This window comes from Polaribacter sp. Hel1_85 (assembly GCF_000766795.1).
Classification (GTDB): Bacteria; Bacteroidota; Bacteroidia; order Flavobacteriales; family Flavobacteriaceae; genus Polaribacter.
In genome coordinates this window covers 1,478,224-1,495,587 of record NZ_JPDS01000001.1, presented here as the reverse complement: position 1 = coordinate 1,495,587, position 17,364 = coordinate 1,478,224, and the positions used below count along the sequence as shown (strand labels likewise).

General features: G+C 28.5%; 15 protein-coding genes, 1 tRNA gene and 1 pseudogene. 8 read left to right on the top strand and 9 right to left on the bottom strand.

Going from position 1 to position 17,364, the window contains the following annotated elements; all coding sequences use genetic code 11:
• Positions 1 to 15: 15 nt before the first annotated feature.
• The 5 genes from PHEL85_RS06480 (at position 16) to PHEL85_RS06460 (ending at position 3,848) form a co-directional block, all read left to right on the top strand.
• Positions 16 to 756: an MlaE family ABC transporter permease gene (locus tag PHEL85_RS06480; protein ID WP_036822543.1), complete on the top strand. Its 741-nt coding sequence runs from the start codon at positions 16 to 18 to the stop codon at positions 754 to 756.
• Between the two features lie 3 nt (positions 757 to 759).
• Positions 760 to 1,527, top strand: coding sequence for an ABC transporter ATP-binding protein (locus PHEL85_RS06475; protein ID WP_036822540.1), 768 nt, complete (start codon positions 760 to 762; stop codon positions 1,525 to 1,527).
• A gap of 60 nt (positions 1,528 to 1,587) precedes the next feature.
• Positions 1,588 to 1,660 (top strand) — tRNA-Lys (locus PHEL85_RS06470).
• Positions 1,661 to 1,803: 143 nt separating this feature from the next.
• Entirely contained in the window at positions 1,804 to 2,304 is a 501-nt protein-coding gene (locus PHEL85_RS06465; protein WP_036823215.1) for a CIA30 family protein, read from the top strand.
• 62 nt (positions 2,305 to 2,366) lie between these two features.
• A complete protein-coding gene (locus PHEL85_RS06460) occupies positions 2,367 to 3,848 on the top strand; it encodes a DUF389 domain-containing protein (RefSeq protein WP_036822537.1) in 1,482 nt (493 codons plus the stop codon).
• A 43-nt stretch (positions 3,849 to 3,891) separates the two neighbouring features.
• Here the strand turns inward: PHEL85_RS06460 and PHEL85_RS06455 are convergent, their stop codons facing one another.
• The gene (locus tag PHEL85_RS06455; protein WP_036822535.1) at positions 3,892 to 4,485 is read right to left on the bottom strand and encodes a SprT-like domain-containing protein; all 594 of its coding nucleotides are present in this window, start codon (positions 4,483 to 4,485) and stop codon (positions 3,892 to 3,894) included.
• A 10-nt stretch (positions 4,486 to 4,495) separates the two neighbouring features.
• Positions 4,496 to 5,176 (bottom strand): SDR family NAD(P)-dependent oxidoreductase, encoded by a 681-nt coding sequence (locus tag PHEL85_RS06450; RefSeq protein ID WP_036822532.1) that lies wholly within the window; start codon positions 5,174 to 5,176, stop codon positions 4,496 to 4,498.
• Positions 5,177 to 5,240: 64 nt separating this feature from the next.
• Here PHEL85_RS06450 and PHEL85_RS06445 point away from each other — a divergent pair, with 64 nt between their 5' ends.
• Positions 5,241 to 6,521 carry a metal-dependent hydrolase family protein gene (locus PHEL85_RS06445; protein ID WP_036822529.1) on the top strand — a complete coding sequence of 427 codons (1,281 nt, stop codon included), beginning with the start codon at positions 5,241 to 5,243 and terminating at the stop codon, positions 6,519 to 6,521.
• Positions 6,522 to 6,528: 7 nt separating this feature from the next.
• On the opposite strand, the gene PHEL85_RS06440 is transcribed toward PHEL85_RS06445, so the two are convergent.
• A complete protein-coding gene (locus tag PHEL85_RS06440; protein ID WP_036822526.1) occupies positions 6,529 to 8,043 on the bottom strand; it encodes a hypothetical protein in 1,515 nt (504 codons plus the stop codon).
• Positions 8,044 to 8,085: 42 nt separating this feature from the next.
• Complete coding sequence (locus tag PHEL85_RS06435) at positions 8,086 to 9,129, bottom strand: glutaminyl-peptide cyclotransferase (RefSeq protein WP_036822524.1); 1,044 nt, start codon at positions 9,127 to 9,129, stop codon at positions 8,086 to 8,088.
• A 261-nt stretch (positions 9,130 to 9,390) separates the two neighbouring features.
• Here PHEL85_RS06435 and PHEL85_RS06430 point away from each other — a divergent pair, with 261 nt between their 5' ends.
• Together PHEL85_RS06430 and PHEL85_RS06425 are read left to right on the top strand one after the other, a co-directional pair.
• A complete protein-coding gene (locus PHEL85_RS06430; RefSeq protein WP_036822520.1) occupies positions 9,391 to 9,642 on the top strand; it encodes a type B 50S ribosomal protein L31 in 252 nt (83 codons plus the stop codon).
• A gap of 382 nt (positions 9,643 to 10,024) precedes the next feature.
• Positions 10,025 to 11,536: an FMN-binding glutamate synthase family protein gene (locus PHEL85_RS06425; RefSeq protein WP_036822517.1), complete on the top strand. Its 1,512-nt coding sequence runs from the start codon at positions 10,025 to 10,027 to the stop codon at positions 11,534 to 11,536.
• A gap of 210 nt (positions 11,537 to 11,746) precedes the next feature.
• On the opposite strand, the gene PHEL85_RS06420 is transcribed toward PHEL85_RS06425, so the two are convergent.
• From PHEL85_RS06420 to PHEL85_RS06405, 5 genes and pseudogenes are all read right to left on the bottom strand, one after another.
• The gene (locus tag PHEL85_RS06420) at positions 11,747 to 12,043 is read right to left on the bottom strand and encodes a type II toxin-antitoxin system RelE/ParE family toxin (protein ID WP_036822515.1); all 297 of its coding nucleotides are present in this window, start codon (positions 12,041 to 12,043) and stop codon (positions 11,747 to 11,749) included.
• Entirely contained in the window at positions 12,036 to 12,284 is a 249-nt protein-coding gene (locus PHEL85_RS06415) for a hypothetical protein (RefSeq protein WP_036822513.1), read from the bottom strand. The genes PHEL85_RS06420 and PHEL85_RS06415 overlap by 8 nt, the downstream gene beginning before the upstream one ends.
• Before the next feature lie 169 nt (positions 12,285 to 12,453).
• Entirely contained in the window at positions 12,454 to 13,356 is a 903-nt protein-coding gene (locus tag PHEL85_RS06410; RefSeq protein ID WP_036822511.1) for a hypothetical protein, read from the bottom strand.
• Between the two features lie 199 nt (positions 13,357 to 13,555).
• A pseudogene (locus tag PHEL85_RS17605) lies at positions 13,556 to 13,841 on the bottom strand (hypothetical protein); the annotation flags it as partial.
• A 99-nt stretch (positions 13,842 to 13,940) separates the two neighbouring features.
• The gene (locus PHEL85_RS06405; RefSeq protein ID WP_036822508.1) at positions 13,941 to 17,213 is read right to left on the bottom strand and encodes a WG repeat-containing protein; all 3,273 of its coding nucleotides are present in this window, start codon (positions 17,211 to 17,213) and stop codon (positions 13,941 to 13,943) included.
• Positions 17,214 to 17,364 lie beyond the last annotated feature (151 nt).

The following is a 17,364-nucleotide window of genomic DNA, read 5'->3' as shown; positions in this document are numbered from 1 at the left end:
ATAAAATTAAAATGAATGAATTACCTAGAGCATACTGGTAAATATTTTATGATGTTAGGGCGTGTTTTTAAAAAACCACAACGTACAAAGGTTTTTTATGAAGCATTTCTAAAAGAAATAGAAGATTTAGGTTTAAAATCTTTAGGGATTATTATGTTTATTTCTTTCTTTATTGGAGGTGTAATCGCACTACAAACAGCATTAAATTTAGAAAATCCTTTCATTCCAAAATCATTAATTGGTTTTGCCGCAAAACGTTCTATAATTTTAGAATTTGCACCAACCTTTTGTTCAATTATTTTAGCAGGTAAAGTTGGTTCTTATATAACATCAAGCATAGGTACAATGCGTGTTACAGAGCAGATTGATGCTTTAGAAGTAATGGGTATAAATGCACTTAATCACTTAGTTTTACCAAAAGTTTTGGCAACAGTTTTCTTTTATCCTTTTTTAATATCATTAGGGATGTTTTTAGGCATTTTAGGTGGTTGGGTTTCTGGAGTATTATCTGGTCTTTTTTCTGGAGCTGATTATATTGAAGGAATTCAAACCGATTTTGACCCATTTTTACTTTCGTATGCAATTATTAAAACATTAGTTTTTGCATTTATAATAGCAACTGTACCTTCTTATCATGGTTATTTTGTAAAAGGAGGATCTATAGCAGTTGGTAGAGCAAGTACACAAGCAGTTGTTTGGACTACAATTTTAATAGTAATTGCAAATTATTTTTTAACTCAAATGCTTTTAACCTAAAAGATGATAGAAGTAAAGAATTTACATAAAGGTTTTGGAGAGGTAAAAGTGTTAAAAGGCATTTCTGCTACATTTCTTGCAGGAGAAACAAGTTTAATTATTGGAGAAAGTGGTTCTGGTAAAACAGTATTTATAAAATCTTTAATTGGTTTACATACTCCAGAAGAAGGAACTATTTCTTTTGACGGAAGAATTAATACTAAATTCTCAGAAAAAGAAAAGCAGCAATGGAGACAAGAAATTGGTATGGTTTTTCAAGGTAGTGCATTATTTGATTCTCAAACGGTTGAAGAAAATGTAATGTTTCCATTAAAAATGTTTACGAAACAAACGCAAGAAGAAATGTTAGAACGTGTAAACTTCGTTTTAAAAAGAGTTAATCTAGAAAATTCAAATAAAAAATTACCGGCAGAACTATCTGGAGGAATGCAAAAAAGAGTTGCTATTGCAAGAGCAATTGTTATGAATCCTAAATATTTATTTTGTGATGAACCTAATTCTGGTTTAGATCCTCGAACTGCAATTGTAATAGATAATTTAATACAAGAAATTACGGATGAATATAATATTACAACTGTAATAAATACGCATGATATGAATTCTGTGATGGAGATTGGAGAAAAAATTATTTTTTTAAAGGATGGAAGAAAAGCATGGGAAGGAAGTAGTAATGATATATTTAAAACTGATAATGAAGCAGTTGTAAATTTTGTGTATTCTTCTAATTTGTTTAAGAAAGTTAGAGATGCTTATTTAAATGAAAAAAAATAAAAATAAATTTGTTTTATTTAAAACAAGGTGTATATTTGCAGCCGCTTAAAAGAAAAGAATGACCTGGTAGCTCAGTTGGTAGAGCATCTCCCTTTTAAGGAGAGGGTCCTGGGTTCGAGCCCCAGCCCGGTCACATTAAAAGCTTCACAATTTTGTGAAGCTTTTTTTATTTAACAAATTTCCAATATGTATTTTGCTAAATGAATGCTATTTTTGATTGATATTTTTTATAATTATCATGAACAAAATTTATTTTCTAATTATTACACCTTATTTATGAGCGATACTAAAAATGTTATTTTCGATTTTAAAGAAAATTCAAATATTTCTGATTGGCTTGTTGTGGATGATGTTGTAATGGGAGGGAAATCTAATGGGAGTTTTAAAATTAATAATCATGGATATGGTGAGTATTCTGGTTTAGTTTCTTTAGAAAATAATGGTGGATTTTCTTCTTTAAGGTATCGCTTTAAACAGTTAAAAATAGAAAACTTTACAAATGTTGTTGTAAGGATAAAAGGAGATGGTAATAAATACCAATTTAGAATTAAGGACGATTTTAGTAATTCTTATTCTTATGTCTATACATTTTTAACTATGAATAATGAGTGGCAGAATATTATAATTCCATTAAAAGAAATGTATCCTGCGTTTAGAGGAAGAAAATTAGATATGAATAATTTTTCAGCCAATAAAATTCATCAAATTGCATTTTTAATTGGAAATAAAATTCAGCAAAAATTCAAGTTAGAGATCGATATTATTTATCTACAGTAAAATTAAAAAATGTTTTTTAGATAACTTTTTTTGTATCTTTCCAACGTTATAAAATATTAAATATGGAAGAAAATAACGCAGGTAATGAAGCTGTTGAGCAATCTAAGCAAGAAATGAAGAATGGAGCTAAAGGATTGCTTTCTAGTGTTAAAAAGTATTTAAAAGAACTTTTAGATTTTAGAGAAGATACAGATCACGAAGCAACAATAAATGCTATAAAAGCAGATATACCTTTTAAGGGTGCTACTGCTTGGATTCTTATTTTTGCTGTCTTTGTCGCTTCTATTGGTTTAAATGCAAATTCTACAGCAGTTGTTATTGGAGCCATGTTAATATCTCCTTTAATGGGACCAATTTTAGGTATTGGAAGTGCTTTTGCTATAAATGATATTGAGGTTTTAAAAAAATCGACAATTAGTTTGGCAACAATGATTGTGTTAAGTTTACTTGCATCTTTTGTCTTCTTTTATTTTTTTCCATTAAGTGAAGATACTTCAGAGTTATTAGGTAGAACAAAGCCAGATATTCGAGATGTTTTAATTGCATTTTTTGGTGGTTTAGCTCTAATGGTTGCAAGAACTAAAAAAGGAACAGTTGCATCTGTAATTTTTGGAGTTGCAATTGCAACAGCCTTAATGCCTCCTTTGTGTACTGCTGGTTATGGTTTAGCAAAAGGTTTTTCTGGTGAAGCTATTGGGTTTAGGTATGCTTTAGGTGCAATGTATCTTTTTACTATTAATACTATTTTTATTGCTTTAGCAACTTTCTTGGTTTTAAAACTATTGAGTTTTCCAATGCACAAGTACGCTAACGCTAAAAAAAGAAAAAGATATGCAACTATTGCTACTGTTGTAGGTATTGCTGTTATGATTCCTGCAGTTTATACATTTATTAATGCTTTAGAAGAGAGTAGAGTAAATGCACAATTAAAAGCGTATGTAAAAAATGAAATAAGTGTAATTCCAAATTTTCAATTAATTGATAAAGATTATGATGCTGACACTAAAGTTTTGAAACTTAATTTTTTTAATGAAGTAACAGTTGCTGAGAAAAATATGTTAGAAAGTAGATTGGTTAATGATCCAAGGTATGAGCGTTTAAAAGAAGTGAAAATTGATATTAAAGGAAGTGATACTAAGAGTTTTGAGCTGATTACTACTGCTTACACTGAGAAAAGACAAGAGTTGCAAGAAAGTAAGAATATAATTGCAGGGCTTCAAAAGCAAATAGAAGATTTACAAGGAACTATTTCTGGATTAAATACTAGAATAGAGCAAGATGCTTTAAACAAAAACAAAAATGGAATTGCTTTTAGTAGTATTGCTAAAGATGCAAAAATTAGATATAATGATATTCAAGAAATAGGGTTTGCTAAAGTTTTATCATCTAAAGATTTTATTAAAATAGATACAATTCCTCAAGCAATTATTAAATGGAATCCTAGTTTGCCAGACAGTATTGTAAGTCCTAAAGAAAGAGAATTACGTACGTGGTTGCAAAAAGAAATGAATTTAGATACACTCTTTATTAAGAGAGATAATTAAACTAAAAAAGCATCCAAAGGATGCTTTTTTAGTTTAAGAATATTTAAGAATGATATTGTTTTACTTCTACATTTTGATTGAAAAGGTATGCTTTATTATTACTCATATTCAAACACTCAAATCTAGTTCTCCGTTTATTTCCTCTTTTATAAATGGTGTTTTTAAATACAAATAGATTTCCAAAAGGAATTTCAAAGATAAAATTCAGACCTGTTTCAGCTTCATTTCCTCTTAAAACTAGTGATAAATTAACATCGGCATCTGTACTCGCTTTTGGATTTTTAAAATAATTTGCTAAATGAGGAAGCATTTCCATAGGATAAATTTCAGGACGTAAAAATGGCAGCATTAAGTGTTGAAAAACTGTTTTCCATTCTTTTCCATGTGGTTGTACTCTTCCAAATTTTTGATGAGTTACATGATGTGCAATTTCATGCACTAATGTTAGTAAGAATTGATATTTGTTGAGGTTGTTATTAACAGTAATTTGAAATCTACCATTTGGTAATTTTCTAAAATCACCATGTTTTGTTTGCCTTTGATTCACAATTTTTAAATCAAACGAATGTTTATCAATTAAAAATTGAACAAAAGGAATTGCTTTTGATGGAATGAAGTTTTGGTAATCTGAATTCAATTTCTAGTTTTTACGGTGTTGTAGAAGAAACTTGTAATACTTTTCCGTTGTAAAATTTATTTCCTGTTAAAGAGAAATCATAAATGTAATTAGCCATTTCTATTGCTGAAATTGGAGCTTTATAACCAGGAAAAGCTTCTTCTAACATTTCTGTTTGTACAGCTCCTAAAGCCAGAACATTAAATGCAATTTGTTGCTCTTTGTATTCTTCTGCTAATAATTCTGATAAAGTAATTACTGCGCCTTTTGCAGATGAATAAGCTGCTAAACCAGGGAATTTCATACTTCCTTGAATTCCTCCCATAGAACTTACAGTAACTACATGACTTCCTTTCTCCATAAATGGAATCATTAATTTAGTCAATTCTGCAACTGCAAAAACATTTATTTTATACACTTCTAAAAAATCATCCGAAGATAAATCTGTAAAAGGTTTGTTGATTAATTTTCCTGCATTATTGATTAAGATATCAACTTGTTTCCAGTCGTTTTTAACAAATCCTGTTACTTTCTGTAAATCAGAATTAACAGATAAATCAACAGAAATTACAGTAATATTTTTATGATTGAAATCCGATAAAGGTTTTGCATTTCTAGATAACGCTAGAACTTTATGTCCTTTTTCTGCAAATTGTTTTGCGAGTTCAAAACCAATTCCTCTGCTAGTTCCTGTTATAACAACGTTTTTCATTAGTAAAAATTTAAAGAAGCAATCTACTCAATTTTTCATACATTTAAAGACAAAATTTTATCAAATGAAAAAATCATTATTTCTTTTAGTTCTCGTCCTTTTCATACAAAGTTCAGTTGCTCAATCGATATATATTTTATGTGGAAAACTGATTGATACGAAATCTGGGAAAATTCACTCTAAAAAAACAATTGTTGTAAAACAAAATAAAATTTACAAAGTAATGGATGGTTTTGTTTCACCTAAAAGTAAAACAGCAAAAACCATTGATTTAAAAGACAAAGTAGTAATGCCAGGTTTAATTGATATGCATGTGCATATAGAAATGGAATTTGATGCGAAAACAAGAATAAATAGATATATTAATAATGAAGCAGATGTTGCTTTTAATTCTGTAGGTTTTGCAAAATCTACTTTGTTAAATGGATTTACAACTGTAAGAGATTTAGGAGGAACAGGTGTAAATATTTCAATTAGAAATGCAATTGAAGCAGGTAAAATTCCGGGGCCAAGAGTTTTTACCGCCGGTAAATCTTTAGCAACAACGGGTGGTCATGCAGATCCTACAAATGGAAGTAGTAGAAAATTAATTGGAAATCCGGGTCCAAAAGAAGGTGTTGTTAATTCTGTTGAAGATGCTAAAAAAGCAGTAAGACAACGTTATAAAAATGGCGCAGATTGTATAAAAATAACTGCAACTGGAGGCGTTTTGAGTGTTGCTAAATCTGGTGATAATCCACAATTTACGATAGAAGAGGTAAAAGCAATTTGTGATACTGCAAAAGATTATGGAATGCATGTTGCTGCACATGCTCATGGAGATGAAGGAATGCAAAGAGCAATTATTGGTGGTGTTAAGACTATTGAACATGGAACCTATATGAGTGATGAAACTATGGAACTCATGAAAAAACATGATGCATATTTAGTGCCAACAATAACTGCAGGAAAAGAAGTTGCAGAAAAAGCAACTGTAAAAGGTTTTTATCCAGAAATTGTGGTTCCAAAAGCGTTAGCTGTTGGTCCACAAATTCAAGGAACTTTTGCAAAAGCATATAAAAAAGGAGTAGGAATTGCTTTTGGAACTGATGCAGGAGTTTTTAAACATGGAAACAATGGAAAAGAATTTGGTTTTATGTTAGAAGCAGGTATGCCTGCAATGGAAACGATTCAATCTGCAACGATTACAAATGCAATGTTGTTAAAGATGGAAAATGAAATTGGGCAAATAAAAGAAGGTTTTTTTGCAGATATTATTGCTGTTGATGATGATCCTACAAAAAACATTTCTACCATGGAAAATGTAGTTTTTGTGATGAAAAATGGAGTTGTTTATAAAAAATAAATCTTATTTATTCTTCCTTTTCAAAAGTAATGTGTTGATAAGCACCAATATCTGGAGTTGTACTTCTATCAACTCCTAAAATATCTGTAGAAAAAGGTGTCGATTTTGCTTTGTTAATAGCATCAGATTCTTCACCAATAATAAAATCATTTTTTTGAGTATCTCTAAAATGTGATTTTCCGTTTAAAATAATATCTTGGTAAAAAGATGATGTAAAATCCATTTCTAGAACATCTTTATAAGAATCGTTAGTGTCATTAAATTTAATCATAGAATTACTAATATTATAATTGAATTCACCTCCATCTAATTTATCTAAACGAAATTCTATATTATTATTTCCATCAAAAATACAATTTGTGAAATTAGCAGATTTAAGATTTGCTACTTCAATAACTTCTTCTTTATCTTCATTTTTATAAATTAGATAATTATTTACGAATACAGTTTCGGTTTGTCGTAAACTATTATTCCAAAAATTAGCAAAAGTACAGTGCGTAAAATTATAAACACCTCCAATAGTTGCAGCTAGAGAATATTGCCCTGCGTTTCCAATTACTAAATTAGATCCTTCAATATTGGTTATTCTTCCGAATAATCCTGCAACTGAATGATTGTATATTTCTGTATTTTCAATTTTTAAAGTAGTTGTAGAAATATCTTCATAGCCATCAACTAAAATACCAATAATTCCATTTTTAATTTTTGCATGGTAAATTTCATTTTCTTTACTTCCTGCACGTAACCAAATTGTTCCCCATTGACCTGCAGTTTCGCTAAAAGAATGTTCTAAACGGTCACCTTCAAAAACTACTTTTTCTTCTAAAGTTCCATTTACTTTTAAAGTTGCTTTGTTATCAATAATTAAACCAGAATTATCATGAAAATGAACTTTTGATCCAGCTTCTATTGTTAATGTTTTATTCGCTGGTACAGCAGCAAAACCATAAATAACTGTTGGTTTAGCATTGGTGAAAATTAATTCGTTATCTGTTAAAAAACGACCTCTTGCATATTTTTCATCATTTAAAACTAACGAATCTATTTCCATAGTAACAGCGTCTCTTCCTGGAAAAATAAAGTTAGCATCTTGCACTAAAGTTACTAAGTCTACATCTTGTTGCGTATCTCCATTCCCAAATAAAATTTTGTCTGTATATAGTGGATCTACAATGTTACCTGCATTAATCGTTGTTTCAATAAAAATAAAAATACTGTCTTTCTCTAGAATATCAATATTTGTAAATTCTTTACCAGGAATTCCATCAACATTTAACCTGTAGTTAGAGTTAGTACCGTTTTCTAATTGAATTTTAGGAATTGTAATTGCGTTACTTCCACGATTATAAACTTTTAAGTTATACGTTGCAGAACCAATATTTGTAAATACTGTGTCTAAATAAACCGTGTCTTTAGAGAATTGTAATTTCCCAGAACTAGGTGAAGTTGTAAAATCTTTTCTCTCACAAGAACTTACAGAAATAAGTAGCGCACAAATAAGAAAAGTAAACAAATATTTCATAAAATCAATTTTATATAAAAATAGAACTTTTTATTAACTGAATTATTGTTTTTTTACCAATTCAATTTCAAATAATTTACCCCAATGTTTTCCAGTTACAAACAATCTATTGTTTTCAGCATCATAAGCAATTCCGTTTAAAACTTCATCTTGTGGTACCAATTTTTGCGTTTTTTCCATTTCTTTTTTCAAAGATTTTAAATTCGCAATTCCTTCAACAATACCTGTGTTTGGGTCTATAATAACAATGGCATTTTGCTGATATTTATTCGCATAGATTTTACCATTAATCAATTCTAATTCGTTTAAATCTTTTACAGCGTATTTGTTTGTATATACCTGAATCGATTTTTTCTCTTTTAAAGTTTCAGTATCTAAAAACCAAATTTTATGAGTACCATCAGATTTAATCAACTCAGTTCCGTTATGTGTAAAACCCCAACCTTCTGCACTTTTGTTATAAATAAACTCTTTTTCTTGCTTAAAAGTATCTAAATTATAGACAAAACCCTTTTTACCTTGCCATGTTAACCAATAAATTTTATTGTTAAAAATGGTCATTCCTTCACCAAAATACTTTTTATCTAAATCTATTTTCTGTAAAACTTTACCCGTTTTTATTTCAACTTTTCTTAAAGTAGATTGCCCTCTTCGTCCTGTAGTTTCATATAAAAAACCATTATGATATTCTAAACCTTGCGTGTACGCTTTTGTGTCATGAGGATATTCGTTAATAATATTATAATCATAAACAACAGGCGCTTTGTTAGCTAAAACTTCAAAAGAGTTATTTACTTTTTTCGACTTTTCAGGATAAAAAACCAATGCAGAAACAACATGTTTACCAACACCAAAATCAGAAGTGTTTATAGAAGTAGAATTTCCTTCAGAAGAAATTTCTTTTCCGTTCACAAAAAACTGGACACTATTTACAGGTTTATCTTCCTTTTCTTTTAAAGTAACATCTATTGTAGCGTTTAAAGTAGTTTGTTTTTTATGTTCTAAAGTAAATTTATAGACATCAGAACAAGAAGTAATTAGTAGAAAACATGCTAAGAAAGCAATACATACAGCATTATTTTTCATTTTTGATTTTTTTTAATTTGTTTTTAGCTTTTTTACGATTCCAAAAAGTAGTCAAAAACCACTATTTATCTACAAAAGTAGGTGTAAAAGTAACGAATGTGTTTGTTAGACCAAATAAAAACAAAATAATTATTTGTTAATTAAAAAATATAGTTAAATTTGCATCCTCAAAATAGTGAAAAATAACTATTTAGAGATAAGAGAAGGCTTTACCAACTTTACTCTTGCAAACATAACATTAAAGTATTAAAATATTATAAAATGAGAAAAGGAATTCATCCAGAAAATTATAGAATGGTAGCGTTTAAAGACATGTCTAACGAAGACGTATTTTTAACACGTTCTACTGTAGACACTAAAGAAACGTTAGAAGTTGATGGTGTTGAGTATCCTTTAGTAAAATTAGAGATTTCTAGAACATCTCACCCATTTTACACTGGTAAATCTAAACTTATTGATGCAGCAGGACGTATCGATAAATTTAAAACGAAATACGCAAAATTCAAGAAGTAATCTTTTTAGAATTTTCAACATATTTAAAACTCCAACATGTATTTGTTGGAGTTTTTTCTTGTCCTGAACTTGTTTCAGGATCCTAAAATCACCACATATCATACATACCGCTATGTTTTCTATGTGTCTATATGGTCATTTTTTTTTAATATTCGGGCGTTACCTTTCAGGTCGCGCTTTCCATTATATCTTTTTATGCTGAATTTATTTCAGCATCTGTTTTTTATAAACAAGTAATTTCATTTTTTGCAAGAGTTACTGAAACGATTCTAGCATAAAAAGGATGCCATTACAATCCCTAACGCAACCTATTTGCTAACTAAATTGTGTAAATTAAAACGAAAAGCCTATTTTTAAAACTTATTAAATTAGATTTTAGAAAATGAGAAATACCATCCTTTTTGTTTTATTTTTAATAACCATTTTATGCGGAGTTTTAGTATATTTTATTCCACAAACAGGAACCGTAATTTTACTTTCAGTTTCAGGTTTTCTATCATTAATAGCAATTTATGATAGTTTACAAACCAAGCATTCATTACTAAGAGCATTTCCATTAGTAGCACGTTTGCGTTGGTTTTTTGAAGACGAAAGAGATAAAATTCAACAATATTTTATAGAAGACAATTTAAACGGAACACCAATAAATAGAGAAAAAAGAAGTATTGTTTATCAGAGAGCAAAACTATCTAAAGAAACCATTCCTTTTGGTACACAACATAATGTGTATGCAAAAGGATATGAGTTTGTAAAACACTCTTTATTTCCAAAAGATCATCATCAGATAAAAGGAGAAAAAATTGTTTTTGGTTCAGATAAATGTGTTAAAAAATATGAAAGTTCAATAATCAATATTTCTGCAATGTCATTTGGTTCTTTGAGTAAAAATGCAATTATGGCATTAAATCAAGGAGCAAAAATGGATGGTTTTGCACATAATACTGGAGAAGGTGGAATCTCACCTTATCATTTACAAGGAGGCGATTTAATTTTTCAAGTAGGAACAGGGTATTTTGGAGCAGGGAAATCTGTAAATGGAAAACGCGTTTTTGATGATGCAATTTTTAAAGAAAATGCCATTCGTCCAGAAGTAAAAATGATAGAAATTAAGTTTTCTCAAGGAGCAAAACCTGGTCATGGAGGTATTCTTCCAGCAAAGAAAAATACTCCAGAAATTGCAAAAATTAGAGCAGTAGAACCAGGTACACAAGTAGATTCTCCTCCAAGTCATTCTGCATTTTCTAATTTTGAAGAAATGATAACTTTCATTCAAAAAGTAAGAGATTTATCCGAAGGAAAACCAGTAGGAATTAAATTTTGTGTTGGTAATAATGAAGAAATAGAAGAGATGTTTCAGGCATTTGTTACTGCTAATAATTATCCAGATTTTATATCTGTAGATGGAGGAGAAGGAGGTACAGGTGCTGCTCCCTTAGAATTTACTAATTATATTGGTACACCTTTAATAGAAGGATTGGTTTTTGTAAACAAGCTTTTAAAGAAGCATAAATTGAAAGATCAAATAAAAATTATTGCTTCTGGTAAAGCAATTGACGCGTTTGATATTGTAAAATATTTAGCTTTAGGAGCAGACGCTATTGGTATGGCAAGAAGTTTTATGTTAAGTTTAGGTTGCATACAAGCAAGAGAGTGCAATTTAGATACTTGCCCAGTAGGAGTTGCAACACAAAATGAAGATTTGGTTGAAGCTTTAGTGGTTGAAAAGAAAAATGTACGTGTAAAAAACTACCACAATAAAACAATTTCTGCTGTAAAAGAAATGACTGCTGCCATGGGGATTGAATCTATTTCAGACATTACAGCAAACCAAGTTTTTAGACGCAGAAAAGACGAAGAAATTGTGAGTTTGGAAGAGGTTTATTTTAATGATTAGCTAACGGTTCGGCTAAGGTTAGTACGGGATTAAATTAGCATTTAATTTCGGATTAAGCGATTAGCCAAAACTTTTTATTTTGTTTTATCTTTTTCTGTTCTAAAGCCAAATCAAAAGATTTGTCGGACTTTATAAAAATATACTAAACTTTTGATTAAACACTAAAACCCGTATTAATTTTAGCCATTGTTGTGTTTAGTGTTTCGTTCGCTAAAATTTCAATTTATTAGGGTTTTGTCGTGAATCAAAAAGTCTTACTATTTCAAGTTTTCCAGCTTTTTCTCTGTAAAAAAGTGTATTCTGTTTTGAAATTACACTTTTTCTGATTTTAAGTTCTTCATTAATTATAGGAAATATTTTACAGTCCTCAAGTATTAAACTAATATTATCATCTACTTTGTTAATGAACTTATTAATTATTCTGTCATTCCATTTTAATTGTAAATAATCTAAAATTGATTCAAAATCCTTCTCAGCTGACGGAGACCAAATAACCTCTTTAAGCATTTGTATATCGTTTTCTAATATCAGACATTACTTTTTTATGCTCTCTTCCTTCTCCATTATCAAGTTGTTCAATACCAAGTCTAATTGCATTTTGTTGCTCATTAGTCAGGTTTTGCCAATCATCAAGTTCACTCTTTCCGTTAATATAATTCAACAACATACCATAAGCTTCTTCTAATCGGTTTCCTTTTAGTGAGTCTAATTTTCTGAACAAGTCTATTTTTATTTCCGCTGAATTCATAATAAAGTATTTATAGTAAAGATAAATATAAAAAGTCAAGTTTCACAATTACTATGTTTTTTTTGCATTAAACACAACTTTAACACTGATATGATGTCCGTTTTAATGACTTATATCAGAAGTTAGCTAAGTTAGGCTTTTCAGTTTAGAAAATCAATAAGGGAAAACCTCATTCTTCTTTAAAGTCAATATTGTCTTCCTTTTTGCATCCACAAGGTAATTCTTCCTTATATTTTGCGTGTAAAGTAATTTCATCTCCTTGGTTATATTTATGATACTCTTTTAGATTTATAGATTTGTGTTTTACTCCATTAATCATAAAGAATATTTCACGATGAAAAAGAATATCGTTAAGGATTGTAACTTCGCAGTTTAAATATTTTTTAGTTTCATTCTCATAATAATAGGGTAGAAAAAGTTGATTTGTATTTGATGGATTTCTATTTAATACTCCAATACCAGAAGCTCCTTTTGCATCTTTCATGTCTTTTGTATTTATCCATGGGAAGTCGTTACACTCAACTTTGAAGGGAATATAATCAACTTTTAAATCTTCAAACGAAGCATCGAGTTTTACTTTAATGTATTTTATAAACATGGGCTTTAAAAGACTATAATCTAAATAAACCATTTGTGCAGGTTTTTCTCCTTTTAATATGAACTTGTCAGGTGTTACAAGACCAATGTCATATATAGTGTTTGGTTTCTTAGTAGCAGGTTTTCCTCCTTTAAATACTGGTGGTGATGCAATATAATATTTGGAAATATAAAAAGGTTTATTCGTAATATAATCTTTTTGATAACCAAAAGGAATACCAGAAAGAACTTGGTTTTTTTTATTCCACTCAAAACCTTTTTTAGACCCTTTCCAAAACTTACTGTTTATAGATAATACTGTATTACAACCAAAAAGAGTTATAAATTGATGTTCATTATGGTTTAGTGTTGAATTACCAAGATTAAAGTTTACATATCCAGTAACTTTTGGCTGATATGTATTTTGGGAAATTGATTTAGAATTAAAAAAGAATATGAAAATACTAAATATTATGAATTTAATTGATAGTTGCATTTTTTCTTAGATTTGATTAATAAAAAAATATAATCTCAAAATTGAATTCAATTTTTTATTAAATGTTATTATTAGCTGTGTTTAAGTAGCTAATTTATAAACTTTTGAGAAGGAAAATCTAAGTATAAACCCTTGTTTTTAAAAACAAAAAACCATCTCAAATAGAGATGGTTAAAATATTTATTTATGTTAATATCTGCTACATATAATCTTCAATCGGGTTACAAGAACAAATTAAGTTTCTGTCTCCAAAAGCATCATCTACTCTTCTAACAGAAGGCCAGAATTTATTATCAGCAGTTAACATTTCTTGTGTATTAGGTGCGTTTTTTAAAGCGTTATTTTCGTTTTCTTTAGTTACTTCAGAAATTTCTTATCTAATAGAAATCATCGCATCACAAAAACGATCTAATTCTGCAATGCTTTCAGATTCTGTAGGTTCAATCATCATTGGTTCCAGCGACAGGAAAAAAAATGACTGCAGCCAGGGGAATTGGATCTATTACAGGTATAACAGCAAGCCAAGTTTTAGACCAAGAAATTGTAAGTTTGGAAGAGGTTAATGATTTTTTTGTTGAACTATATTAATTAACTTTTTGTCCTTTTTTATTAATATAATAGACATCAGGTTTATAAAAACTACCGTTGTTTACCTGAGCTTTACCGTTTACAAAAGAAGTACCTGTATAATACTTGAAAGGGATTATCGTTTTTCCTTTTGTGTTAATATATCCAACTTTTCTTCTTATCAAATTCACTTTTCCAACGACAGCAATACCTTCAGAAAAATCGCTGCATTCCCCAAATTTTTCTTCTACAATTTTTTCCCCCTCTTCATTAATATATCCGCATTTGACAAAAGTACCTTTACTTTTATCAGTGAAAATAGCTAAACCATCATGAAACAATCCTAATCTTTTTAAGCTTACAGTAATTTTTATTTCTCCTCTTTTAGTAATAAAACCAAATCTAGCATCTTTTTTCACTCTATACCCATTACCAGATTTTAAAACTTCTTCATAATTTTTACTCAAAATATCTTCTAAGTCTTTAATCGAAGTAGCATTTTTTAACTCACTTTTAATTTTATTGGTTTTATCTTCATTGTTTATTTTATTTCCTTCTTTATCAATATAAAATGTTTCATTGTTTTCCTCTACTAAAGCTTTTCCATCAACAAACTCACCCGCTTTTGTATATTTTATTTTAGCAATTGTTTTACCTGTATAATCTATATATCCATATTTTACATAACTACCAAAAACTGCTCTAAATGCAGAAGTAGTTTCTACAATTGCAATTCCATTTTTAAAAACAGGTTTATTATGAAATTTTAATTTTGATGTAATTTCTCCTTTTTCATTAATTATTGCATAATAATTGTCATTTTTTACAGTAGCATACCCATTTTTAAAATTAGAAGCTTTTGCAAGGTTGTAGTCTTGTTTGTTTAATCTTTGTCCTTCTCTATTTATATAATAAGTTTTGTTACTTCCTCCACCCATAAAAGAATCATTTGTTGCATATTTTGTTACTCTTGCACTTCCATTTTTAAAAGGTTCTCCAGTATCAAACTTTTCTGAAACAATAATTTTATTGGTTTTGTCAATATAGTAAGCTTTATACTTTGCGTCTTTTAATAAATTTCCACCTAAAATCCATTTTTCATCTTTTATTGTTTCTTTTACAAAAGCCAATCCTTCCGAAAATTTACCTACTTTGTTGTATTTGAAAGGAATTATTATATTTTCTTTTACATCAATAAATCCCCATTTTTGAGTGTTTGAATTCTTTACAGCTGCTAATCCTTCAGAAAATAGACCTATGTCATTATATTTAAATGGTATTATCACTTCTTGTTTTGTATTTATAAAGCCATACTTTAAATTTTGATTTGAAGAGTTAATAAAAGAATTTAAGAATTTATTATTTGTATTTTTTACTTTAGATTTTTTTACATTTTTTACAGGAATACCTACCTTTAACAAACCGTTGTTAAAATTTTTTTCGTCTATATTGTTTCTATTACTAGAGATTGATAAACCTTCTTTTAAAATAAAAACTCTTTCACCTTTAGAATTTGCAAAAATAAATTTATTGTTTACTTTAATTCCCATTAAGTTACTATGCTTTTCCCAATTAAAATTAGGTTGACTTTTAACGGTATTTAAAATAGCTAATCTTTCTGCTTCTATATAATTTGCAATTGCATCTAAAGATTTTTTATAAGCATCGTTTATTTTATTGTTGTTTTTATCTAATTCATGTGCTTTTTTTAGTATGGCTGCATTTTCATATAACCCCAACTTTTTTATTAATGTTTTTTCATAAAGCCAAATTGCATTTTTAGGTTCTGCTTCAATAGCTAAATCTAAAAATGTTTCTGCTTTTGCATTCATAAACCCAATGTCACTTTTTGCTTTTCTTTTGTAGGTATGATAATATTCTTCACCAGAAGGGTTTCTATTTTTTTGAATAGAAATTTCTCTAGGTTTATTACAATCATCATCACCTTGCATAGCATAATATGCATCTTCTAAAAGGCAATTGTAGTACTTGTATTGAGCAAGATAATATTCTTGATTTTTATTGCTAATAGCGTAAGTAGCTAGTTCTTTATATTTATCTTTTAGAGGTGTAATTTTACTTTTAAATTTTGTAACTAATTTATTTATTTTTGATTTTTTCTCAGCTTCTAATCTTTCTTTAGCTTCTCTTTTTTGTTTTTCTATTTTCTTTTTAGCTAATGCTGATGTTAAGATTGTTGCTCCACCAAAAACAGCTAACTCAGTTTCGTTTTTGGCACCACCTATTAGTTTAGCTCCTTTTTGTACTATTTGGTTTAAAGTTTCTGTAGATTTTTTATTATAAAGTGAATTAATTTCACTGTTTTTTCTTCTACTCTCTGAAATTATAGAAGTTAAAGATGTGGATCTAATGCTTGTTAAAGAACTAACTCTAGAGTTAAAAGCTCTTTGTTTAATCATATCATTATTGATTTGGGTAAAAGTATTTGTTAAATCATTTTCAAGTTTTCTAAAACCATCTTCCATGATTTTGGTCTTCTTTTTTTGATTTTCTATAAATGCCATTCCTTCATCATATCTCTTTTTTTCTCTTTTATTTTTTATAATTTCTTTTTCTCTAGACTCACGTTGTCTTTTTTGGTAAATAGATTCTTTTGAAGTTGTATTTATAGTTTTTTTATTATTATAAGTAACATTTTTTTCACTTAAAGTGTTTGATTTTTTAGTATTAGATTCTATCTTTTTCTCTTTTATTTCATCTTTAACTTTTTGTTGTTTCTTTTCTCTAGATTGTTTTTTCATTTCATCAACTATTGAACCAATAAAAGAAACTCCTAATTTTGAAACTGTGGCAGAATTCATGTTGATTTTAATATCATTGCATGTTACATCTTCTCCAAAAACTTGAAATATTTTATTTCTGGTTGATGAAGGTAAATCATAAGTGTCTAATGCTCCATCAGAAACCCAGCCTTTTTTAAATGAATAAGAGATAGATGTTCTTCCTTTACTAACAATTACACTTCCAGTTAAATCTGCTTGTAATTTTTTTGATACAGGAAAGCTCATATTGTTTAAATATGAAGAAGCCTTTTTGCCATTATAATATACTTCTGTTATTTGAAAATTAGAAAAACCGACTTTTAAAGATGTTGGGCTATTTCCATAACCAGCATCTAGCATTTGATACTTTACTGTTACACTATAATCATATTTTGAGCCATTATATATATCGCTAGAATTAACTATATATGTTTTGATATTTGTTTGAGAAAAAGTAGAATTGAATATAAAAAATGTTAGTATTAATAGTAAGAACTTAGTTTTCATTTTGGTTTGTTTATAATTGTTTAAAAGAAATTTTTAAAAATATAAACTTTCTTTATTTTAGACAATACCTATCTTTAAGTAAAAATTAATATTACTAAAAACAAAAAACCATCTCTATTTGAGATGGTTTAAAATATTTATTTATGTCAAT